Origin of the sequence: Streptomyces sp. NPDC014991, from assembly GCF_043080665.1 — a bacterium.
In the GTDB taxonomy this organism is placed as follows: Bacteria; Actinomycetota; Actinomycetes; order Streptomycetales; family Streptomycetaceae; genus Streptomyces.
On the sequence record NZ_JBIBVY010000004.1, the window covers coordinates 85,371 to 105,743 of the forward strand.

Below are 20,373 nucleotides of genomic sequence, written 5' to 3' on the forward strand. Positions count from 1 at the left end.
TCCCCGATGTTCCCCGCGGCCGAAGAAATCTCCGCCTCACCGAGCGCCCCTCAACGCCCCACCCCGACGACCTCCCCCTCCGCCCCGTCCCCCCGATCCGGCCTCGCCGATTCCCCCGCCCCCACCAGGAGCCCCGGCCGTGATCCCGCCCCCTGTCGCCGCCACGAGACCCCGTTTGTCAGTGCAGGGCCGTAGGGTGGTCGGGCTATGACGAAGCCCTCACTTCCCGAACTCCTGCATGCCGCCGTCACTGCCGTCGGCGGCACGGAGCGCCCCGGCCAGGTCACCATGGCCGAAGCGGTCGCCGAGGCGATCGACGACGGATCCCACCTGCTGGTCCAGGCCGGCACCGGCACCGGAAAGTCGCTGGGCTATCTCGTGCCCGCGCTCGCGCACGGAGAACGGGTGATCGTCGCGACGGCCACACTCGCCCTCCAGCGCCAGCTGGTGGAGCGGGACCTGCCGCGTACGGTCGACGCCCTGCACCCGCTGCTGCGCCGCCGTCCGGAGTTCGCCATGCTCAAGGGCCGGTCGAACTACCTGTGCCTGCACCGGCTGCACGAGGGCATGCCGCAGGACGAGGAGGAGGGCCTCTTCGACCAGTTCGAGGCCGCCGCGCCCACCAGCAAGCTGGGCCAGGACCTGCTGCGGCTACGGGACTGGGCGGATGACACGGAGAACGGCGACCGGGACGATCTCAGCCCGGGCGTCTCCGATCGCGCCTGGGCGCAGGTGTCGGTGTCGTCGCGGGAGTGCCTGGGCGCGTCGAAGTGCGCGTACGGTGCCGAGTGCTTCGCGGAGATGGCCCGCGAGCGCGCCAAGCTCGCCGAGGTCGTGGTCACCAACCACGCCCTGCTGGCCATCGACGCCATCGAGGGCGCCCCGGTGCTGCCTCAGCACGAGGTGCTCATCGTGGACGAGGCGCACGAACTCGTCTCCCGTGTCACCGGCGTCGCCACCGGCGAACTCACGCCCGGCCAGGTGAACCGTGCCGTGCGCCGTGCCGCCAAGCTCGTCAACGAGAAGGCCGCCGACCAGCTGCAGACCGCCGCCGAGGGCTTCGAGCGGCTCATGGAGCTGGCGCTGCCGGGCCGTCTGGAGGAGATCCCGGAGGATCTCGGCTACGCCCTGATGGCGCTGCGCGACGCTGCCCGTACGGTCATCTCGGGGATCGGCGCGACGCGCGACAAGTCCGTCCAGGACGAGGACGCGGTCCGTAAGCAGGCGCTCGCGTCCGTGGAGTCGGTGCACGATGTGGCGGAGCGGGTCGTGAACGGCTCGGAGTGGGATGTCGTCTGGTACGAGCGGCACGACCGTTTCGGCGCCTCCCTCAGGGTCGCCCCCATGTCGGTGTCGGGGCTGCTCAGGGAGAAGCTCTTCGCCGACCGTGCCGTCGTCCTCACCTCGGCGACGCTCAAGCTGGGCGGCGACTTCAACGGGGTCGGGGCCTCCCTGGGGCTCGGGCCCGAAGGCGTGGAGGGCGAGGACCTGCCGAAGTGGAAGGGTGTCGACGTCGGCTCCCCCTTCGACTACCGCAGACAGGGCATCCTGTATGTCGCCAAGCACCTGGCGCGCCCCGCGCGGGACGGCGACCGGACCGACATGCTGGACGAGCTGACCGAGCTGATCCAGGCGGCCGGCGGCCGCACCCTCGGGCTGTTCTCCTCCATGCGGGCCGCCCAGCTCGCGGCGGAGGAGCTGCGCTCCCGGATCCCCGAGTTCCCGATCCTCCTCCAGGGCGAGGAGACGCTCGGTGAACTGATCAAGAACTTCGCGGCCGACCCGAAGACCTGCCTTTTCGGCACGCTCTCGCTGTGGCAGGGCGTCGACGTCCCGGGACCCAGCTGCCAGCTGGTCGTCATGGACAAGATCCCGTTCCCGCGTCCCGACGACCCGCTGATGAGCGCGCGCCAGAAGGCGGTGGAGGAAGCGGGGGGCAACGGGTTCATGGCGGTGGCCGCGACACACGCCGCCCTGCTGATGGCGCAGGGCGCCGGCCGCCTCGTACGGGCGTCCGGCGACCGGGGGGTGGTCGCCGTACTGGACCAGCGGCTGGCCACCGCGCGATACGGCGGCTATCTGAAATCGTCGCTGCCGGAATTCTGGTACACCACGGACCGTAACCAGGTCCGCAGGTCGCTGGCGGCTATCGACGCGGCGGCGCAGCAGGGCGAGACCCAGCGGGCAGAGACGCAGCGGCCGGAGACGCAGCACGCGGCGACGTGACCGTGGGGTGGTCCGACCGCACTGGGCGGACCACCCCACGACGGCAGCCGTCCGTGCGGCCACCCGGGCACAGGCAGGACCCCGGAACCGGCGCAGAGGTTCCGGGGCCCGGTCAGGGAGCGAGCCGCCGGGGCCCGCCTGCCGCGTTCGTCACACGCGGCGCAGCACCGCGACGACCTTGCCCAGGATCGTCGCGTCGTCGCCGGGGATCGGCTCGTAGGCCGCGTTGTGCGGGAGGAGCCAGACGTGGCCGTCCTCGCGCTTGAAGCGCTTGACGGTGGCTTCGCCGTCGAGCATGGCGGCCACGATGTCGCCGTTCTCGGCGACCGGCTGGCGGCGCACGGTCACCCAGTCACCGTCACAGATCGCGGCCTCGATCATCGAGTCACCGACGACCTTCAGGACGAACAGTTCGCCGTCGCCGACGAGCTGGCGGGGGAGGGGGAAGACATCCTCGACGGACTCCTCCGCGAGGATCGGGCCGCCGGCCGCGATACGGCCGACCAGCGGGACGTACGACGCGGCGGGCTTGCCGGCGGTGTCCGTGGGCTGCACCGTCACGGCCTGGTCGGAGCCGCGCACCTCGTACGCGCGCGGGCGGTGCGGGTCGCGACGCAGGAAACCCTTGCGTTCCAGTGCCATCAGCTGGTGGGCGACCGAGGACGTGCTGGACAGGCCGACGGCCTGGCCGATCTCCCGCATCGACGGTGGGTAGCCTCGCCGCTGCACCGAGTCCCTGATGACCTCGATCACCCGGCGCTGCCGGTCGGTGAGCCCCGAGCTGTCCGCCCGGATGCCCGGAGGCCGGCCCGGTAGGGAGCGCTTGTGTCCCTCGGGATTCGTCACTTCGTTCGTCACGTGCACCGGCTCGACTCGGCCCTGGGAGCGGTCCTGGGCGGTGATGGTGGCACTGTCTGCGGTGGTGGTCACGGCGGCCCCTCTCGATGGTCTCCCTGCTGCACAACGGTAGTTGCTTTCGAAAGGTTGCGCCAAACACACGTTCGAGTGAAAAAGTGCGTTTCGCGTGACGCGATCGTGTGTCTGGGTGTATGGCTCATCCGACACCTGGCGGACAAAAGCGCCCATTGCTGTACTCTTCACCGCCGGGGTCGCCGAACTTGTGGGCCGCGCCCTCAGTCTGCCATCCGGAGCCCCGCGGTCCGGGATCCGGGGCCCTTCTGTGCCGGAGTGCCACGCTCCTCCGTGCGGTGTCCACGCTATCCGCGTATGCGTCACGGTGGCACGGGTACGCGTGCGCGTGTCGGGTGTGGTCACCGCCGATGCCCGGGATCCCCTGTTCTGCCGCGACACGCGTGTCTGCCTGGCTGTATGGGTGAATCCCCACATCTAGTGGTTGGATGGCTACAGCAGCCCACAAGTTGTGGTCCCCCGGTCGGAGATGGCTCGTCGATCGCCTATGCTTAGGGCTGCTTCGCGGGGCCCGTGGGTCTGGTGGAGTCAACGAGACTGCTGTGAGGAGGGTTGGAGATCATGCACTGCCCCTTCTGCAGGCATCCCGACAGCCGCGTGGTCGACAGTCGTACGACTGACGACGGCACGTCGATCCGCAGGCGCCGCCAGTGCCCCGACTGCTCCCGTCGTTTCACGACCGTGGAGACGTGCTCGCTCATGGTGGTCAAGCGATCCGGGGTCACCGAGCCGTTCAGTCGCGCCAAGGTCATCAACGGTGTGCGCAAGGCATGCCAGGGACGGCCTGTCACCGAGGACGCACTCGCCCAGCTCGGCCAGCGGGTCGAGGAGGCGGTGCGCGCCACCGGAAGCGCCGAGCTGACCACCCATGACGTGGGTCTGGCCATACTCGGCCCCTTGCAGGAACTCGACCTCGTCGCTTACCTGCGGTTCGCCTCCGTCTACCGGGCGTTCGACTCGCTCGACGACTTCGAGGCCGCGATCGCGGAGCTGAGGCGGGCCACGCGAGGCCCCGCCGCGGACGGCGAGGGCCCGGGTGACCGGGAAGCAGACTGCGGGCCCGGCGGGACCACCCAGGTCCCGGCGCCCGCTCACGCCGCCGACTGACCGGCGGGCCGGGAGCCGGGGGGAGACCCGGATCCCGGCCGGGAGGCGGCCTACAAAGACCTGTTGCGGGCGGCAGCTGAGGGTGCCCGCAACACATGACAGAACACCGTGCCACGGGAACAAACGGGGCACTTCAGGGCGTTTTGCCCGTACCAGGGAGGCGGCATGACAGAGACGGCGAGCGGTCCGGCACGAGGTTCCCGAGCCAAGGGCGGCAAGGCGGGGAACAAGGGGCTGCACATCGAGCGCATCCACACCACCCCCGGCGTGCACCCGTACGACGAGGTGAGCTGGGAGCGCCGTGACGTCGTCATGACCAACTGGCGCGACGGCTCGGTCAACTTCGAGCAGCGTGGCGTCGAGTTCCCCGACTTCTGGTCGGTGAACGCGGTCAACATCGTCACCAGCAAGTACTTCCGGGGCGCCGTGGGCACCCCGCAGCGCGAGGTCAGCCTCAGGCAGCTGATCGACCGCATCGTGAAGACGTACCGGAAGGCCGGTGAGGACCACAAGTACTTCGCCTCGCCCGCCGACGCCGAGATCTTCGAGCACGAACTGGCCTACGCCCTCCTGCACCAGATCTTCAGCTTCAACAGCCCCGTCTGGTTCAACGTCGGCACCCCGCAGCCCCAGCAGGTCTCCGCCTGCTTCATCCTGTCCGTCGACGACTCCATGGAGTCGATCCTCGACTGGTACAAGGAAGAGGGCATGATCTTCAAGGGCGGCTCCGGCGCCGGCCTGAACCTCTCCCGCATCCGCTCCTCCAAGGAGCTGCTCTCCTCCGGCGGCAACGCCTCCGGCCCGGTCTCCTTCATGCGTGGCGCCGACGCCTCCGCCGGCACCATCAAGTCCGGTGGTGCCACCCGGCGCGCCGCCAAGATGGTCGTGCTCGACGTCGACCACCCCGACATCGAGGACTTCATCGAGACCAAGGTCAAGGAGGAGGAGAAGATCCGCGCCCTGCGCGACGCGGGCTTCGACATGGACCTGGGCGGCGACGACATCACGTCCGTCCAGTACCAGAACGCCAACAACTCCGTCCGTGTCAACGACGAGTTCATGACGGCGGTCGAGAAGGGCGGCAAGTTCGGCCTGCGTGCCCGCATGACCGGTGAGGTCATCGAGGAGGTCGACGCCAAGTCCCTCTTCCGCCGGATGGCCGAGGCCGCCTGGGCCTGCGCCGACCCGGGCATCCAGTACGACGACACCATCAACAACTGGCACACCTGCCCCGAGTCCGGCCGGATCACCGCGTCGAACCCGTGCAGCGAGTACATGCACCTGGACAACACGTCCTGCAACCTGGCCTCGCTGAACCTGATGAAGTTCCTCAAGGACGACGGCAAGGGCCACCAGTCCTTCGAGACCGAGCGCTTCCAGAAGGTCGTCGAGCTGGTCATCACCGCGATGGACATCTCGATCTGCTTCGCGGACTTTCCGACCGAGAAGATCGGCGAGAACACGCGCGCGTTCCGCCAGCTCGGCATCGGCTACGCCAACCTCGGCGCCCTGCTGATGGCCACCGGCCACGCCTACGACTCGGACGGCGGTCGCGCCCTGGCAGGCGCCATCACCTCTCTGATGACGGGTACGGCGTACCGCCGCTCCGCAGAGCTGGCCGCGGTCGTCGGCACCTACGACGGCTACGCCCGCAACGCCGACGCCCACAACCGCGTCATGAAGCAGCACGCCGACGCCAACGGCACGGCCGTCCGCATGGACGACCTGGACACCCCGGTGTGGGCCGCCGCCACGGAGGCCTGGCAGGACGTGGTGCGCCTCGGCGAGCGGAATGGTTTCCGCAACTCCCAGGCGTCCGTCCTCGCCCCGACCGGCACCATCGGTCTCGCGATGTCCTGCGACACCACGGGCGTCGAGCCCGACCTCGCGCTGGTCAAGTTCAAGAAGCTCGTCGGCGGCGGCTCGATGCAGATCGTCAACGGCACCGTCCCGCAGGCCCTGCGCCGCCTGGGTTACCAGGAGGAGCAGATCGAGGCGATCGTCGCCCACATCGCCGACAACGGCAACGTGATCGACGCCCCCGGTCTCGCGCACGAGCACTACGAGGTGTTCGACTGCGCCATGGGCGAGCGCGCCATCTCCCCGATGGGCCACGTCCGCATGATGGCCGCGATCCAGCCGTGGATCTCCGGCGCCATCTCCAAGACGGTCAACATGCCGGAGTCGGCGACCGTCGAGGAGGTCGAGGAGATCTACTTCGAGGCCTGGAAGCTGGGCGTCAAGGCGCTCGCCATCTACCGCGACAACTGCAAGGTCGGCCAGCCCCTCTCCGCGAAGACGAAGGAGAAGGAGAAGGCCGAGGTCACGGAGAAGACCGAGACGGCCATCCGCGAGACGGTCGAGAAGGTCATCGAGTACCGCCCGGTCCGCAAGCGCCTCCCCAAGGGCCGCCCGGGGATCACCACCTCCTTCACGGTCGGCGGCGCCGAGGGCTACATGACGGCCAACTCCTACCCGGACGACGGTCTCGGCGAGGTCTTCCTGAAGATGTCCAAGCAGGGCTCCACCCTCGCGGGCATGATGGACGCCTTCTCCATCGCCGTCTCCGTCGGCCTCCAGTACGGCGTGCCGCTGGAGACGTACGTCTCGAAGTTCACCAACATGCGCTTCGAGCCGGCCGGTATGACGGACGACCCCGACGTGCGGATGGCGCAGTCGATCGTCGACTACATCTTCCGCCGCCTGGCGCTGGACTTCCTGCCCTTCGAGACGCGCTCCGCGCTCGGCATCCACTCCGCCGAGGAGCGTCAGCGCCACCTGGAGACCGGTTCGTACGAGCAGTCCATGGAAGAGGACGAGCTCGACGTCGAGGGCCTGGCCCAGTCGGCGCCGCGCACCCAGGAGCTGAAGGCGGTCGCCACGCCGAAGGCCGAGACCGAGGCGGCCAAGCCCGCCCCGAAGCAGGCCCACACCAGCGCCGAGCTGGTCGAGATGCAGCTGGGCATCCAGGCCGACGCCCCGCTGTGCTTCTCCTGCGGTACGAAGATGCAGCGGGCCGGTTCCTGCTACATCTGCGAGGGCTGCGGCTCGACCAGCGGTTGCAGCTGACCAGCAGCCGGAACGAGACTTGACACGTAGTCCCTGGTGAAGAGGGGGCGCCGGCCACACGCCGGCGCCCCTTCCGCACACCCCGGCGACCGAGCAGCCCCGCCGTTGCCGGACGGGACCCTCCCTCGCCGGTCACCCCCATGCCCACGTGCCACTGGGGTCTTAGGGTCGCCACAGGTAAGGGGCGCGCCGCCATGGCCGCGCGCCCCTTGCCTGTCGCCGTGTCAGGGCCGGCGTGCCCGGCCCATGACCTGGGTGAAGGTCGCCGGATCGTCGTCGAAGCCGTGCACGCCGGGACGCAGGGTCCACTCGCCGGAGTCGTCACGCACGAACTCGGCGATCGTCGCGGCCGTCGCTCCGAGGACCGACCCGAAGTCGTCCTCGGCGAGGACCGTGTAGCCCTCCCGGACGCGCACGGCCGGATTCAGTACGTCGGAGAACGTCTTGTACCCGGGCCGCTGCTGGATGACGACACCCACCACCACGCGCGCGTACCGGCTGTCGAGCCGTTCCAGCTCGAGCATCATGACCTCGTCCCAGCCGAAGCCCCTGCCGTCCGTGCTGTCGCGGTTGAGGAAGATCGTGCCGTCCGGTGAACGGCTGTCGAAGTGCACCAGATAGGCCGGAGTCCCGTAGGCGTCGGCCGACACGAACGTCGCGGCGATGATGTCGAGATCGGTCGGCGGCCGTCCCGCCGGACTGGGATCCCACTTGAGCGCGATCTCGACCTTGCGGATTCCCTTGCTGAAGCCGGTCACCAGGCTCCCCCTTCCCCCTGTGGCTCGCTCGCCCCCAACTCTCCTGAGTGGGACGCTCCTTGCCCATCGTGCCACGTGCGTGGGGGCGCACGCCCGGGCGTTGTCCACCGGAGCATGACCGGTGGCACGCCCGGTGGCCTTACGATGGCGCGGTGCTGGTCAAGTGGATTCGCTGCACCGTGGTCGACCGCCGCGGTTTCGAGCGCGGGCAGCGGAAATGGGCGGGGCTTCCGGGGGAGCCGGGTTTCCGGGGACAGGGCGGGGGCTGGAGCCGGCAGCGGCCGGGAGTGGCGCACGTCTTCACCTTCTGGGAGAGCCGCGCCTTCTACGACTCCTTCATGGCCCGTTCCCATGACCGCCTGGCCGCCGCCCAGTCCGGCACCTTCAAGGACGCACAGGTCAGGCTGTTCGAGTACCGCTTCGACGTGAAGACGGGCTTCGAGCCGCGCTTCACCGACGCCGATCTCGTCCGGGTGGCCCTGTGCCGGATCCACGAGGAGCGCGTGGAGCACTTCACGCTCATGCAGGAGAAGGTCTGGAACCCGGCCATGGCCGGTTCGCCCGGCATGATCCGCGGCATGTTCGCCGAGGCACCCGAACAGGAGTTCCTGATCCTCTCGATGTGGCGGTCGGCGGCCGAACACGGCAAGTACCGCACCGAACGCATCGAACGGCTCGCCCTGCGCGCCCAGACCGAGGCGGACGTCGCGGCGCTCTCCGGCGACATCGTGGAACTGGAGCCGTCCTGGACGGTCTGAGGTCACATCGGTCGGTTGGGGAACCGGACGTACTGTCCGAGGCCGTCGCACCGTCGTCACGGAAGGGGCCACGGCGCGCAGATCATGTGACCTACGCCGTATGGAGCCCATACGAGTGCTCGACCGTCCGCCGTTCGATCTAGGGTTTCGGCATGGCACGACCACGGCGCATCGTCCTTGTCCGGCACGGGGAGTCGACCGGCAACATCGACGACTCCGTGTACGAACGTGAGCCCGACCACGCCCTCGCGCTGACCGAGCGCGGCCGGCGGCAGGCCGAGGAGACCGGAGAGCGGCTCCGGCAGCTCTTCGGCAGGGAACGCGTGAGCGTGTACGTGTCCCCGTACCGCCGCACGCACGAGACGCTCCGCGCCTTCCACCTCGACTCCGACCTCATACGCGTCCGGGAGGAGCCCAGGCTCAGGGAGCAGGACTGGGGGAACTGGCAGGACCGCGACGACGTACGCCTGCAGAAGGCCTACCGCGACGCCTACGGCCACTTCTTCTTCCGGTTCCCCCAGGGAGAGTCCGGCGCCGACGTGTACGACCGGGTCGGCGGCTTCCTGGAGAGCCTGTTCCGCAGCTTCGAGGCCCCCGACCACCCTCCGAACGTGCTGCTGGTGACCCACGGGCTGGCGATGCGGCTGTTCTGCATGCGCTGGTTCCACTGGACGGTCGCCGACTTCGAGTCGCTGGCCAATCCGGGGAACGCCGAGATGCGGATGCTCGTCCTCGGGGACGACGGCAAGTACGCACTCGACCGGCCCTTCGAACGCTGGCGGGAGCCGGTGCCGTACTGGGTCAGCGGATAGAGTGGCAGAGCGATGACCGCTGACTCCTCTTCCCTCGAACGCGCCTCGGCGAGCCTGCGCGGACTCGCCGTGGGAGACGCGCTGGGCTCCCAGTTCTTCGTTCCGGTGAACTACCCCCTGCTGAAGCGCCGCGAACTGCCCCCGGGCCCCTGGCAGTGGACGGACGACACCGAGATGGCCTGCTCCGTGCTGGCCGTCCTCGCCGCCCACCAGCGGATCGACCAGGACGCGCTCGCCCGCTCCTTCGCCGAGCACCACGACTTCGACCGGGGTTACGGACCCGCGGTCAACCGCCTGCTGCGTCTGGTCCGGGAGGGCGGGGACTGGCGTGAGCTGGCCGCCGGTCTCTTCAACGGCCAGGGGTCCTGGGGCAACGGCGCGGCCATGCGGATCGCCCCCCTGGGCGCCTGGTACGCGGACGATCCCGAGCAGGCGACCCACCAGGCGGAAATCTCGGCCTACACCACGCACCAGCACCGGGAGGCCGTGGTCGGGGCCATGGCGGTGGCCGCGGCAGCGGCTCTGGCCGGCTCGCCCGACGGCCCGCCCAGCGGGGAGGCACTCCTCGACGGTGTCATCGCGCTCGTGCCCAAGAGCGCGGTCGGCCAGGGCCTCCGCCGCGCCCGGGACATGCTCGACTACGGCGACCCGGGCACCGTCGCGGCCGTGCTGGGCAGCGGTCGCCGCACGACCGCGCATGACACCGTCCCCTTCGCCCTGTGGTCCGCCGCGCGGGCCCTCGGCGACTATGAGACGGCGTTCTGGACGACCGCCCAGGTGGGCGGAGACGTGGACACGACCTGCGCGATCGTGGGCGGCGTGCTGGCCGCGGGCAAGGCCGGGGCACCGCCCGCCGAGTGGGTGCGGCGCACGGAGGCGCTGCCGGAGTGGGTGCCCACGGGCCTCTGACGGGTCCCCCGGCCGGTGGTCCGGAGAACGCTCCGTGTCCGCCGGGAACTCTCTGTGATCGACGCTCGTTCTTCCCGTATCCGCCGTGCACCGCGTCTTCCGGCGCGAGGGCGGACGGAGCGGCGGGGGCGAGAAGCGGCACGGGAGAGGAGGGGGGCGGGATGGGGTATGTCCTGCTGGCGCTGGGGCCGGCTGCGCCGCTGGTGGTCCTGGCGTGTGCGCTGGTGTTCCTGACGCCGGTGCCTTCGGTGCCCTTGGTGCCGTTGGTGTCCCTGGTGCGGCCGACCGGTCCGCTGTTCGCGCCGGCTGCGTCCGGGCGACGGTCCGGCCGGCCGCGACTCCGCGCCGCGCGGCCCGGATCAGCCGATGCCCGGGCCCGCCACGCCCGCGAGGGAGTCGAGATCGCTCTTGCGGACCCTGATCACCAGCCAGGCGGTGAGGAAGGCGAGCACGGCCATCGCGGCGGCCGGGACGAAGGCCGTGGAGATGCCGTGGGCGAGCACCTCGTGCCCCCAGGGCGCGGGCAGCTGGTGCGTCTTGGCGAACTGTGCCTTCTGCTCCGGCGAGCCGTCGGCGAGGAACCTCGGCAGCTGTTTCTTCGCCTCGTCCTTGCCGGCCGAGCCGAAGACGGTCGTCAGGATGGACAGGCCGAGCGAGCCACCGACCTGCTGCATGGCGTTGAGCAGCCCGGACGCCGCGCCCGCCTCGTGCTGGGCCACGCCGGACACGGCGGTGACGGTGGCCGTCACGAAGTTCAGGCCCATGCCGAAGCCGAACACCAGCAGGGGACCCAGCACACCGCCGACGTAGGTGCTGTCGGGCCGGATGAACGTCTGCCACGTCAGCCCGATCACCACGAACGCCGAACCGCTCATCATGAACGGCTTGGGGCCGAAGGCCGGCAGGAAGCGCTGGGACAGACCCGCGCCGACCGCGATCGCCACGGTCACGGGGAGGAAGGCGACACCGGCCTTGATGGCGCTGTAACCGAGCACGTTCTGCACGAACAGCACGATGTAGAAGAACATGCCGAACATCGCCGCGGCCAGGCTGAGCATGATCACGTACGTGCCCCAGCGGTTCCGGTCGGTGAACATCCTCAGCGGAGTGATCGGCTCCTTGGCCCGCATCTCGGTGAAGACGAAGGCGAACAGCAGGACGACGGACGCGGCGAACGAGCCGATGGTGAGACCGTCCCGCCAGCCCTCCTCCGCGGCACGGATGAATCCGTACACGAGCGTGGCCATGCCGGTCGTGGAGGTCAGCGCTCCCGTGAGGTCGAAGCGTCCCGGGTGTCGCCGGGATTCGTTGATGTACAGCGGCGCGAGCGACGCGATCAGCACGCCGATGGGCACGTTGACGAACAGCACCCACCGCCAGTCGAGCCAGTCGGTGAGCATGCCGCCCGCGAGCAGGCCGATGGCACCACCGCCGGCGGACACGGCGGCGAACACTCCGAAGGCGCGGTTGCGTTCGGGGCCTTCGGGGAAGGTCGTCGTGATCAGTGCCAGCGAGGTGGGCGACGCGATCGCGCCACCCACGCCCTGCAAGGCCCGTGCGGCCAGCAACTGCCAGGGTTCCTGAGCCAGACCGCCCAGCAGAGAGGCGAAGGTGAACAGCAGGATGCCGGCCATGAACACCCGGCGGCGGCCGAGGATGTCCCCGGCCCGCGCACCGAGCAGGAGCAGGCCGCCGAAGGTGAGCGTGTAGGCGCTGACCACCCAGGTGAGGTCGGTCGTGCTGAACTCGAGAGCGTCTTGAATGTGCGGGAGCGCGATGTTCACAATCGTCGCGTCGAGCACCACCATGAGTTGGCAGGCCGCGATGACGGCGAGCGCGATGCCGGGATGTCCTTCCCGGCGGGCCGTGCCCGGTTTCCGATCGTCCTGGAGCAGCTGAGAGGTCGTCACTATGGGTCCCCCATCAAGGCTTTAGTGAACGCTCGCGTTCACTGTCGCGCCCACGGTAGTGAGTCCTCAACAGTGAACGCAAGCGTTCACTTAATCGTGTGCCGCGCCCCGCGTCCCCCGTTGCTGCGACGTGGCATCCGCCTCCCCGGAATCCCCGCTTCCCTTTGCATGCTGGAGAAATACAGATGGCTACCTCGCGCTGGACGGCCGCGCCCGCTCGGACGGCTTCCCCTCGTCGGCGTGGTGCGGTGCTGGAGCGCGCGATCCTCGAAGCCGCCCTGGAGCAGCTGAGCACGGTGGGCTGGAAGGGGCTGACCATGGAGGGCGTCGCGGCCGGAGCTCAGACGGGCAAGGCCGCGGTCTACCGGCGCTGGCCGTCCAAGGAGGATCTGGTCGCCGACGCGCTGGTGTCCGGGCTGCCCCGGCTGGAGAAGGCGCCCGACCTCGGAAGCATCCGCGAGGATCTGCTCACGCTGTGCCGGCAGGTGCGGCGGATCATGTTCTCGCGTCCCGGCGTCGCACTCCGTTCAGTCATTCACGAATGCGATCAACTGCAAGCCGAGCGCTTCGAGGAGGTGATCGTGGGGAGCGTCGTCGAGCCGACTGTCATGCTTCTCCGTGCGGTCATCACCCGTGGCATACAGCGAGGAGAGGTCCGCTCGGACGCGGCCAACGGATACGTCTTCGACGCCATCCCGGCCATGATGATGTACCGGTCGAAGATGTGCGGAAGTGAATGGAGCGATCAAGACCTCGGGGAGATGGTCGACCGGTTGATGCTCCCGCTGCTGCGTCCGTACGGAGCCTGATCCCCCGCGCCGATGGTCCCCGCGCGGGACGGGCGGACCGGGGTGTCGCGCGGCGATCCCGGCGGCGTACGCTAAGGGCGCCATGCCGTACGAACCTCCTACACACACCGTCGAGCGCTCCCTGCGCGCCACGACCGGAGCGAAGGTCATTGCCGGTGTCGACGAGGTGGGACGCGGCGCCTGGGCCGGGCCCGTCACCGTCTGCGCGGCGATCACCGGTCTCCGCCGGCCGCCCGAGGGACTGACCGACTCCAAGCTGCTGACGATCCGGCGGCGCACGGAACTGGCCGAGATCCTCCGGGCATGGGTGACCGCCTATGCCCTGGGACATGCCTCCCCCGAGGAGATAGACGACCTGGGGATGACGGCCGCGTTGCGGCTCGCCGCGATCCGTGCCCTGGAAGCTCTGCCGGTCCGTCCCGACGCCGTGATCCTCGACGGGAAGCACGACTATCTCGGCTCTCCCTGGAAGGTCCGCACGGTGATCAAGGGAGACCGGTCGTGTGTGGCAGTCTCGGCCGCGTCGGTGATCGCCAAGGTTCAGCGCGACAAAATGATGGCCGAACTGGCTGTCGACCATGCAGACTTCGGATTCGCGGACAACGCCGGGTATCCGTCGCCCGTGCACAAGGCCGCACTGGCGGAGCGGGGGCCCACCCCGCACCACCGTTTGTCATGGGCGTATCTTGATGCGTTGCCTCAGTGGCGGCACCTCAAGAAGGTCCGCAGCTGGGCGGACGGAGGCGTTCCGGAAATCGAGGGTCAGCTCGGCTTCGATTTCTGACGGTTCCACTGGCACTGATGTGCCACCCGGGCATCCGCGCCGCACGAATGTTTGATAAAAATCAGCTCATGCCTCTCATTCCCGAGGAGCCTCAGATTCACGAGAGTGCCCAGGGTCCCCGCGCCACTCCGGCCAGCAGCCGTACCGCGCCGACCCCCCGCCCCGTACCCGGCCCCCGTCCCGCGGCTCCGTCCCGCCCCGGTCGTCCCGGCCCTCTGCGGCCCACGCCGCCGGTGCAGCGCACGCCGCGTGACGGAGCTCCGGCCAAGCCGGGCCCGTCCGGTCCGGCCGTTCCCCCCGCTGCTGCGGCAAACCCGCAGATCCAGCTGATCCCGGCGTCGCCCGAGGGTGCGCTCGACGCCGCCGACGAGGCGGTGGACCTGCTCCTTGACTCGGGCCGCGCCCCCGGCGACGTGCTTGTGATCACCACCGGTGCCCAGCACCCGTGGGCCGAGCACGAGTTGTCCTTCGGCGAGGCGTCCTACTGGGCGCAGCACGATGCCGGCGACGACGTCTTCTACGCGGACGCCGCCGTCGTCTCCCGTGCCGCGACCCGCCCGGTGGTCGTCGTGGCCGTCAACGGAGGCCCCGGCTCCGCCGCCGGCTCCGCTCTGCCGCTCGCCCACTCCCGGGCCGGCGCCCTGCTGATCGTCTGCGGCGACCCGCAGACGATCAACTCGGTGCTGGGCGCCGGCGTCTGAGTCCTCCGGCACCACGGGGAACCGAGGTGCCGGAGGAGCCGCTCCGGCGGGATCCGCACGGTGCGGCTTTCGGCATGCCCGGCTGACGGGCGATGGGCCACACCATTCCCCGGTCGGCTTCCCGGGAAGCCCGAGGGTGGAGCCGAAGCTACCCGGCCGTGCTGAGCAGGTCGCCGGGGCGGCCGTGCGCCGGCCGGAGGATGAGCCGGGCGCCACAGCGCAGCCAGGGCGATCCGGGCCTGGATGTCAGTGGCGGCCCGGGCCGGCGGGTGCGCCCGCCGGTGCCTCACCGCGCCGGTTGCCGTCCGCGTGCGCGCCGGCAGGTCTTCCCACTGGTACCGCCCCGTCGATCAGACCGGCCGTGATGCCGAGGTCCCGCCCGCGCCCGCGCCGTTCAGCGGGCCGCGGCCCGGCGCAGGACCTCGGAGACCGGTCCGCCGGTGCGTGGCACGAGCGGCGGGACCTCCGACGTCGCGACGGGTTCCGGCGCCGAGTGCGCGTGGGGATGGCGTCCGCCACGCCCCTCGCCGAGCACATGCCACCCGTCCTGCGTCAGCGTGATGTACGCCCCGCAACGCAGCCCGTGAAGTGTGCAGGCATCACGCAGCCCCCACATCCACGCGCCGTCCTCCTCCGTCCAACGCCCGTCCCCTTCGCGGCAGTAGAGGAGTACGGCCGTACGTACGGGGGTGCGGCGGCGCAGGTCGTGCGGGATCACCCGGCGCAACTGGGCGAGCAGGGCGTTGCGGAACATCCAGCCGTCGGCCGGAGCCGGACGAGGGGTGAACGAGGCGCTGGCCCGCAGCCGCTCGTCCGGATCGAGGACCGCCACGATCGCCGTGGACGGCTTCGGGTGATGACGGGCATGCAGCCCGCTGACGACCTCACGGGGGTTGCGCAGCAGAGGGATTCCTGCGGCGGCCCACTCCGCCGGCTCGAGCAGGCGGCTGGCGGAAGCGGCGGACGCGGACGTCGACAAGGAGGCCGCCGAGGACGAGGCGAATCCGAAGGTCACGTTCCTCCCTTCGGCTACGCGCCCATACTGCGGGCGAGGTCGGATTCCAGGGGAGCGCGCACCGCAGGGGAGCCCAGCCTGATCACGGACGAGCCGTGCGGGGAGCGGAGCTCAATTCTTCCTGTCGAACTTGGATGCGGCAACGAGCAATTGGGGCCACCGACTGTTATCTGCTGGTGCGTGGCTTATATCCCTACCCAAAGGTGAGACGGCCGACGCTTGCGGCGCCCGCCTCCGCCCGGCGGGGCTGCGGCGAGCGCCCGGGTGGTCAGCCCTGGACGGCGAGGACGAGCGGCAGCACCCCCTGCGCCCCGGACTTCCTGAGCAGGCGGGCCGCGACCGCCAGGGTCCAGCCCGTCTCGGTGAAATCGTCGATCAGCAGCACCGGGCCGTGGGCCTCGGTGAGTGCGGACGCGAGGACAGGCGGCACGGTCAACGCCCCGTCGAGTGCCTTCAGTCGCTGGGCGCTGTTGCTGCGCGGCATCCGGGGCGCGTCTCCGTCGTACTCCACGGCGCCGAGCAGGGGAAGCCTGCCGATCTCCGCGATCCGCAGGCCCAGCGAATGGACCAGCCGTGGCCGGCTGCGCGAGGCGACGGTGACCACGCCCACCGGCCGGGGCGCGGCGTCCGGGGCACCGGAGGCCCAGCCACCGGGTCCTCTGGCCCAGTCGGCCAGCACGTCGACCACGGCTCGCGCCACGTCGTCCGGGACAACGGTGTCCGGCGCCTGGGGCGCGAGCAGCGGACGCAGCCGGTTGCCCCAGCCGATGTCCGACAGACGTCCCAGAGCCCGCCCCATCGAGGCCTGCTCACCGGCCGGGATGCGCCCCTTGAGGTCGATGCCGATGGCCGGGAGCCCGGTCGGCCACATGCGGCGGGGCTCCACCTCCACTCCGGCACGGCCCAGGTCGCTCCGTGCGGCGTCCAGGGCCGTCGTGGAAAGACCGGCTGTGAAGCGCGGACCCGCGCAGTTGTCGCAGCGGCCGCAGGGTTTGGCACCCTCGTCGTCCAGCTGGCGCTGGAGGAACTCCATCCGGCACTCGGTGGTGGCCGCGTACTCGCGCATCGCCTGCTGCTCGGCAGCTCTCTGCCGGGCCACCCACGCGTAGCGCTCGGTGTCGTACGACCACGGCTGTCCGGTCGCGATCCAGCCGCCCTTGACGCGGTGCACCGCTCCGTCCACGTCGAGCACCTTGAGCATGGTCTCCAGGCGTGATCGGCGCAGTTCGACCAGGGGTTCCAGGGCGGGCAGCGACAAGGGGCGTCCGGCCCGGGCGAGGACGTCCAGGGTGCGCCGGACCAGTTCCTCGGAGGGGAAGGCCAGCGAGGCGAAGTACTCCCAGATCGCCTCGTCCTCCTTGCCGGGCAGCAGCAGGACCTCCGCGTTCTCGACGCCGCGGCCGGCACGGCCGACCTGCTGGTAGTAGGCGATGGGGGAGGACGGAGAGCCGAGGTGGACGACGAAGCCGAGATCGGGCTTGTCGAAGCCCATGCCGAGTGCCGACGTGGCGATCAGGGCCTTGACGCGGTTGGCCAGCAGGTCGTCCTCGGCCTGCTGGCGGTCGGCGTTCTCCGTCTTGCCCGTGTAGGAGGCGACAGTGTGCCCGCGCTGTCGCAGGAACGCGGTGACCTCCTCGGCCGCGGCGACGGTGAGCGTGTAGACGATGCCGGAGCCCGGCAGCTCGTCGAGATGGTCGGCGAGCCAGGCCATCCGGTGGGCGGCGTCCGGGAGCGGCAGCACAGCCAGGCGAAGGCTCTCCCGGTCCAGTGGCCCGCGCAGCACCAGCGCGTCCGACGCACCGCCGGTGCCGAGCTGCTCGGCGACGTCCGCGGTCACCCGCGCGTTGGCCGTGGCCGTGGTGGCCAGCACGGGTACGCCGGGCGGGAGATCGCCGAGCATGGTGCGCAGCCGGCGGTAGTCGGGGCGGAAGTCGTGACCCCAGTCGGAGATGCAGTGGGCCTCGTCCACGACCAACAGGCCGGTGGCCGCGGACAGCTTGGGCAGGACCTGGTCACGGAAGTCGGGGTTGTTCAGCCGCTCCGGTGAGACGAGCAGCACGTCGACGCCACCGGCCGCGATCTCGGCCTGGACGTCCTCCCACTCCTCGGTGTTGGCGGAGTTGATGGTCCGGGCGTGGATGCCGGCCCTGGCCGCGGCCTCCACCTGGTTGCGCATGAGCGCGAGCAGGGGCGAGACGATCACCGTGGGTCCGCTTCCTCTGGCCCGCAGCAGCGAGGTGGCCACGAAGTACACCGCGGACTTGCCCCATCCCGTGCGCTGCACGACCAGGGCCCGGCGCTTGTCGGCGACCAGCGCCTCGATCGCCCGCCACTGGTCCTCGCGCAGCCGGGCGGCGCCCGAGGCATTCCCGACGAGCCGGGCGAGGACGGCGTCCGCCTCTGCCCGGAGATCCGCGTTACTCGTGTGCTCCATGCGTCCCATACAACAGGACGGGACCGACAACCGGACGGTCCCGGCCGAGACTGTGGACAACGACCGCGTTCTTGTCGTGCCCCTGATTCGACTTATCCACAGGCCCAAGCGGAATCACAAGATCCGCGAGATCGTCGGCGCATGACGAATCACAGCGAGACCACCGGGCCCTTCGAGAACAGCGGGTTGACGCGTCGGGAACCGCCTGCCGAACCGGCCGAGCAGGCCGCGCAGGTCACTCTGCGCACCCCGGCGGAACTGGCCGACGCACTGCCCTACCTGCTGGGGTATCGCCCGGAGGACAGCATGGTGCTGGTCGCCCTGCACGATCACGCGGGCCGGGGCAGGTTCGGCGGCCGGGCTCGGCTCGGCATCCCCGCACACGAGGAGGACTGGGAGGCCGCCGCACGGCAGCTGGCCCGCGGGCTGGTCACCGGCAGCGAGCGGCGCGGAGCCCGGCCCGAGCGCATGGTGGCCTACGTCTGCCAGGAGCCCGGCCCTGGAGAGTCCGGCCGCGACGTCAAACGACGACTCGGCCGGCTGGCCCATCTGCTGCGCACCGAGTGCGGCAGCCTCGACGTGCCGGTCATCGAGGCACTGTGCATCTCGGACGGCCGCTTCTGGTCGTACTGCTGCGCGGTCGAGGACTGCTGCCCCGAGGACGGCTCACCGATGGGCCTTCCCGGCACCTCCGTTCTGGCCGCCGCGGCCACCTATGCCGGCCTCCAGGTGCGCGGCACGCTCAGGGAGTTGCATGTCCGGCTACAGCCCTGGGAGACCACCGCGGCGCTGGAGCAGGAGATCGCGCTGGACACGGCCGGCATGACCCTGGTGCCCCGCATCCTGGACGAGACGACCCGCCAAGGCGTCGCGCAGGAGACCCTGGACCTCGCCGAGCGGATCATCCGCCGCTACACCGCGGCAGCGCCGGTCTTGGGCACACATCCGGCGGACGTGCGCGACGACGACCTCCTCGAAGACGACGAGGCGGCGATGCTGATCCTCGGGCTCCAGGACCGCACGACCCGTGACCGGGCCGCCGCCTGGATGGAGGGGGAGGAGGCCGGCCCGGCTCTCCGGCTCTGGCGCGCCCTGGCCCGCCGCTGCGTCGGGCCTTACGGGGAGCACGCCGCCGCTCCCCTGACCCTCGCCGGCTGGGTCGCCTGGTCCATGGGCGACGAACTGGAGGCGCGGGAGGCGCTGGCCATGGCGCTGGGCGCCGATCCTGACTATCTCTTCGCCCGCCTGCTGCACCAGGCCTGCAACGAAGGACTCGACCCCGAGTCGATCCGCCGCTGCCTGCGGGCGCAGAGCGCGCAACGCACACCGGCGGAGGCGGAAGCGACCTCGGCGCGGACCGCGGGACAATCGGCCCCCGCGTCGCACGGTGCGCCCACCGAGCCCTCGCGGACCCCGGCGCCCGGGCTCGCGGCGAGCCGATCGGCGGACGCCGAGGAGACGGCATCCAGCTCGCGGACGGACACGCATCGCCGGCGTCGCGCTCGATCCGAGTCCGGTGAGGGCAGCCGTCACGCGGCCCGGGCCACCGGTGGCCGACGCCGGCCGGCCGACTCCCGTCCCCGTTCGTTCGCTCCCGAACCCACACGGCCCCGCACCCGCACCCCGAGCGCCACACGCGCGCGTGCGACGGGCACGGGCGACACCACGACCACTGGGACCCCGTCGGAAAGCGGGCGCCCTGAGCCCGAGGTCGACGGATGAGCACCCGCCGGTTCGCGGGCGGGCCGGTATCCGACGTCCGGGGGAGAGGCGGGGCCGCGCCGGCGCAGAGCGGGGAGGCCACCCGGAACCGGGTCGTGACGACGAGCCCGCGCTGCCGAGGAAGGGCAGTGTCCGGCGAGTGTCAGGGGGGACCGGCGGCGCGGGAGCAACGCCGTCCATGCGGGGTGGTGCCGCGGCATCGTCACGGCTCTCGGCCGGTGTTCGCAGGGACCGCGGGACGTCCGGAGACGTTCCACGGTCACCTCGGACGCCCGGCCGTGTCGGCACCGTACGACTCAGGAACGGAGGTGTCCGCGCGGTGCCACGGACATCGAGCGGTGTCCGCTCGGTGCTACCGGCCTTCAGCTGTCCCCGCGCGTGATTCCCGGCCTTCGACCGGGTTCACGCCGGGTTACGAGTGCATGGTCG

15 protein-coding genes are annotated in these 20,373 nt (G+C 70.7%); 10 read left to right on the forward strand and 5 right to left on the reverse strand.

What is annotated here, in order from left to right; genetic code table 11:
* Nucleotides 1-207: 207 nt before the first annotated feature.
* Nucleotides 208-2,226, forward strand: coding sequence for an ATP-dependent DNA helicase (locus tag ACF1BE_RS08970; protein ID WP_392198306.1), 2,019 nt, complete (start codon nucleotides 208-210; stop codon nucleotides 2,224-2,226).
* Nucleotides 2,227-2,376: 150 nt separating this feature from the next.
* Here the strand turns inward: ACF1BE_RS08970 and lexA are convergent, their stop codons facing one another.
* Nucleotides 2,377-3,156, reverse strand: a complete 780-nt coding sequence (gene lexA / locus ACF1BE_RS08975; RefSeq protein WP_392198307.1) for a transcriptional repressor LexA — start codon at nucleotides 3,154-3,156, stop codon at nucleotides 2,377-2,379.
* Nucleotides 3,157-3,717: 561 nt separating this feature from the next.
* On the opposite strand from lexA, the gene nrdR reads away from it, so the two are divergent.
* Nucleotides 3,718-4,263: a transcriptional regulator NrdR gene (gene nrdR / locus ACF1BE_RS08980; protein ID WP_392198308.1), complete on the forward strand. Its 546-nt coding sequence runs from the start codon at nucleotides 3,718-3,720 to the stop codon at nucleotides 4,261-4,263.
* 165 nt (nucleotides 4,264-4,428) lie between these two features.
* A complete protein-coding gene (locus ACF1BE_RS08985) occupies nucleotides 4,429-7,332 on the forward strand; it encodes a vitamin B12-dependent ribonucleotide reductase (protein ID WP_392198309.1) in 2,904 nt (967 codons plus the stop codon).
* A gap of 224 nt (nucleotides 7,333-7,556) precedes the next feature.
* Here ACF1BE_RS08985 and ACF1BE_RS08990 read toward each other — a convergent pair whose 3' ends face one another.
* Nucleotides 7,557-8,090 (reverse strand): TerD family protein, encoded by a 534-nt coding sequence (locus ACF1BE_RS08990; RefSeq protein ID WP_392198310.1) that lies wholly within the window; start codon nucleotides 8,088-8,090, stop codon nucleotides 7,557-7,559.
* A gap of 152 nt (nucleotides 8,091-8,242) precedes the next feature.
* Here ACF1BE_RS08990 and ACF1BE_RS08995 point away from each other — a divergent pair, with 152 nt between their 5' ends.
* The 3 genes from ACF1BE_RS08995 to ACF1BE_RS09005 all read left to right on the forward strand — a co-directional run bounded on the left by ACF1BE_RS08995 (nucleotide 8,243) and on the right by ACF1BE_RS09005 (nucleotide 10,569).
* Complete coding sequence (locus ACF1BE_RS08995) at nucleotides 8,243-8,848, forward strand: YdbC family protein (protein WP_392198311.1); 606 nt, start codon at nucleotides 8,243-8,245, stop codon at nucleotides 8,846-8,848.
* 152 nt (nucleotides 8,849-9,000) lie between these two features.
* Nucleotides 9,001-9,660 carry a histidine phosphatase family protein gene (locus ACF1BE_RS09000; protein WP_392198312.1) on the forward strand — a complete coding sequence of 220 codons (660 nt, stop codon included), beginning with the start codon at nucleotides 9,001-9,003 and terminating at the stop codon, nucleotides 9,658-9,660.
* Nucleotides 9,661-9,672: 12 nt separating this feature from the next.
* Nucleotides 9,673-10,569 (forward strand): ADP-ribosylglycohydrolase family protein, encoded by an 897-nt coding sequence (locus ACF1BE_RS09005; RefSeq protein ID WP_392198313.1) that lies wholly within the window; start codon nucleotides 9,673-9,675, stop codon nucleotides 10,567-10,569.
* Nucleotides 10,570-10,928: 359 nt separating this feature from the next.
* Here the strand turns inward: ACF1BE_RS09005 and ACF1BE_RS09010 are convergent, their stop codons facing one another.
* Nucleotides 10,929-12,479, reverse strand: coding sequence for an MFS transporter (locus ACF1BE_RS09010; RefSeq protein ID WP_392198314.1), 1,551 nt, complete (start codon nucleotides 12,477-12,479; stop codon nucleotides 10,929-10,931).
* A 185-nt stretch (nucleotides 12,480-12,664) separates the two neighbouring features.
* Between ACF1BE_RS09010 and ACF1BE_RS09015 the strand changes: the two genes are divergently transcribed.
* From ACF1BE_RS09015 to ACF1BE_RS09025, 3 genes are all read left to right on the forward strand, one after another.
* Nucleotides 12,665-13,288, forward strand: a complete 624-nt coding sequence (locus ACF1BE_RS09015; protein ID WP_392198315.1) for a TetR/AcrR family transcriptional regulator — start codon at nucleotides 12,665-12,667, stop codon at nucleotides 13,286-13,288.
* Nucleotides 13,289-13,370: 82 nt separating this feature from the next.
* Complete coding sequence (locus ACF1BE_RS09020) at nucleotides 13,371-14,072, forward strand: ribonuclease HII (RefSeq protein ID WP_392198316.1); 702 nt, start codon at nucleotides 13,371-13,373, stop codon at nucleotides 14,070-14,072.
* Nucleotides 14,073-14,140: 68 nt separating this feature from the next.
* Nucleotides 14,141-14,773 (forward strand): hypothetical protein, encoded by a 633-nt coding sequence (locus ACF1BE_RS09025; RefSeq protein ID WP_392198317.1) that lies wholly within the window; start codon nucleotides 14,141-14,143, stop codon nucleotides 14,771-14,773.
* Nucleotides 14,774-15,167: 394 nt separating this feature from the next.
* Here the strand turns inward: ACF1BE_RS09025 and ACF1BE_RS09030 are convergent, their stop codons facing one another.
* Both ACF1BE_RS09030 and ACF1BE_RS09035 read right to left on the reverse strand, forming a co-directional pair.
* Complete coding sequence (locus tag ACF1BE_RS09030; protein ID WP_392198318.1) at nucleotides 15,168-15,788, reverse strand: hypothetical protein; 621 nt, start codon at nucleotides 15,786-15,788, stop codon at nucleotides 15,168-15,170.
* A 268-nt stretch (nucleotides 15,789-16,056) separates the two neighbouring features.
* Nucleotides 16,057-18,222, reverse strand: a complete 2,166-nt coding sequence (locus ACF1BE_RS09035) for a RecQ family ATP-dependent DNA helicase (RefSeq protein WP_392198319.1) — start codon at nucleotides 18,220-18,222, stop codon at nucleotides 16,057-16,059.
* Between the two features lie 141 nt (nucleotides 18,223-18,363).
* On the opposite strand from ACF1BE_RS09035, the gene ACF1BE_RS09040 reads away from it, so the two are divergent.
* Nucleotides 18,364-19,944, forward strand: coding sequence for a DUF4192 family protein (locus ACF1BE_RS09040; RefSeq protein ID WP_392198320.1), 1,581 nt, complete (start codon nucleotides 18,364-18,366; stop codon nucleotides 19,942-19,944).
* The last annotated feature ends 429 nt before the right edge of the window (nucleotides 19,945-20,373 follow it).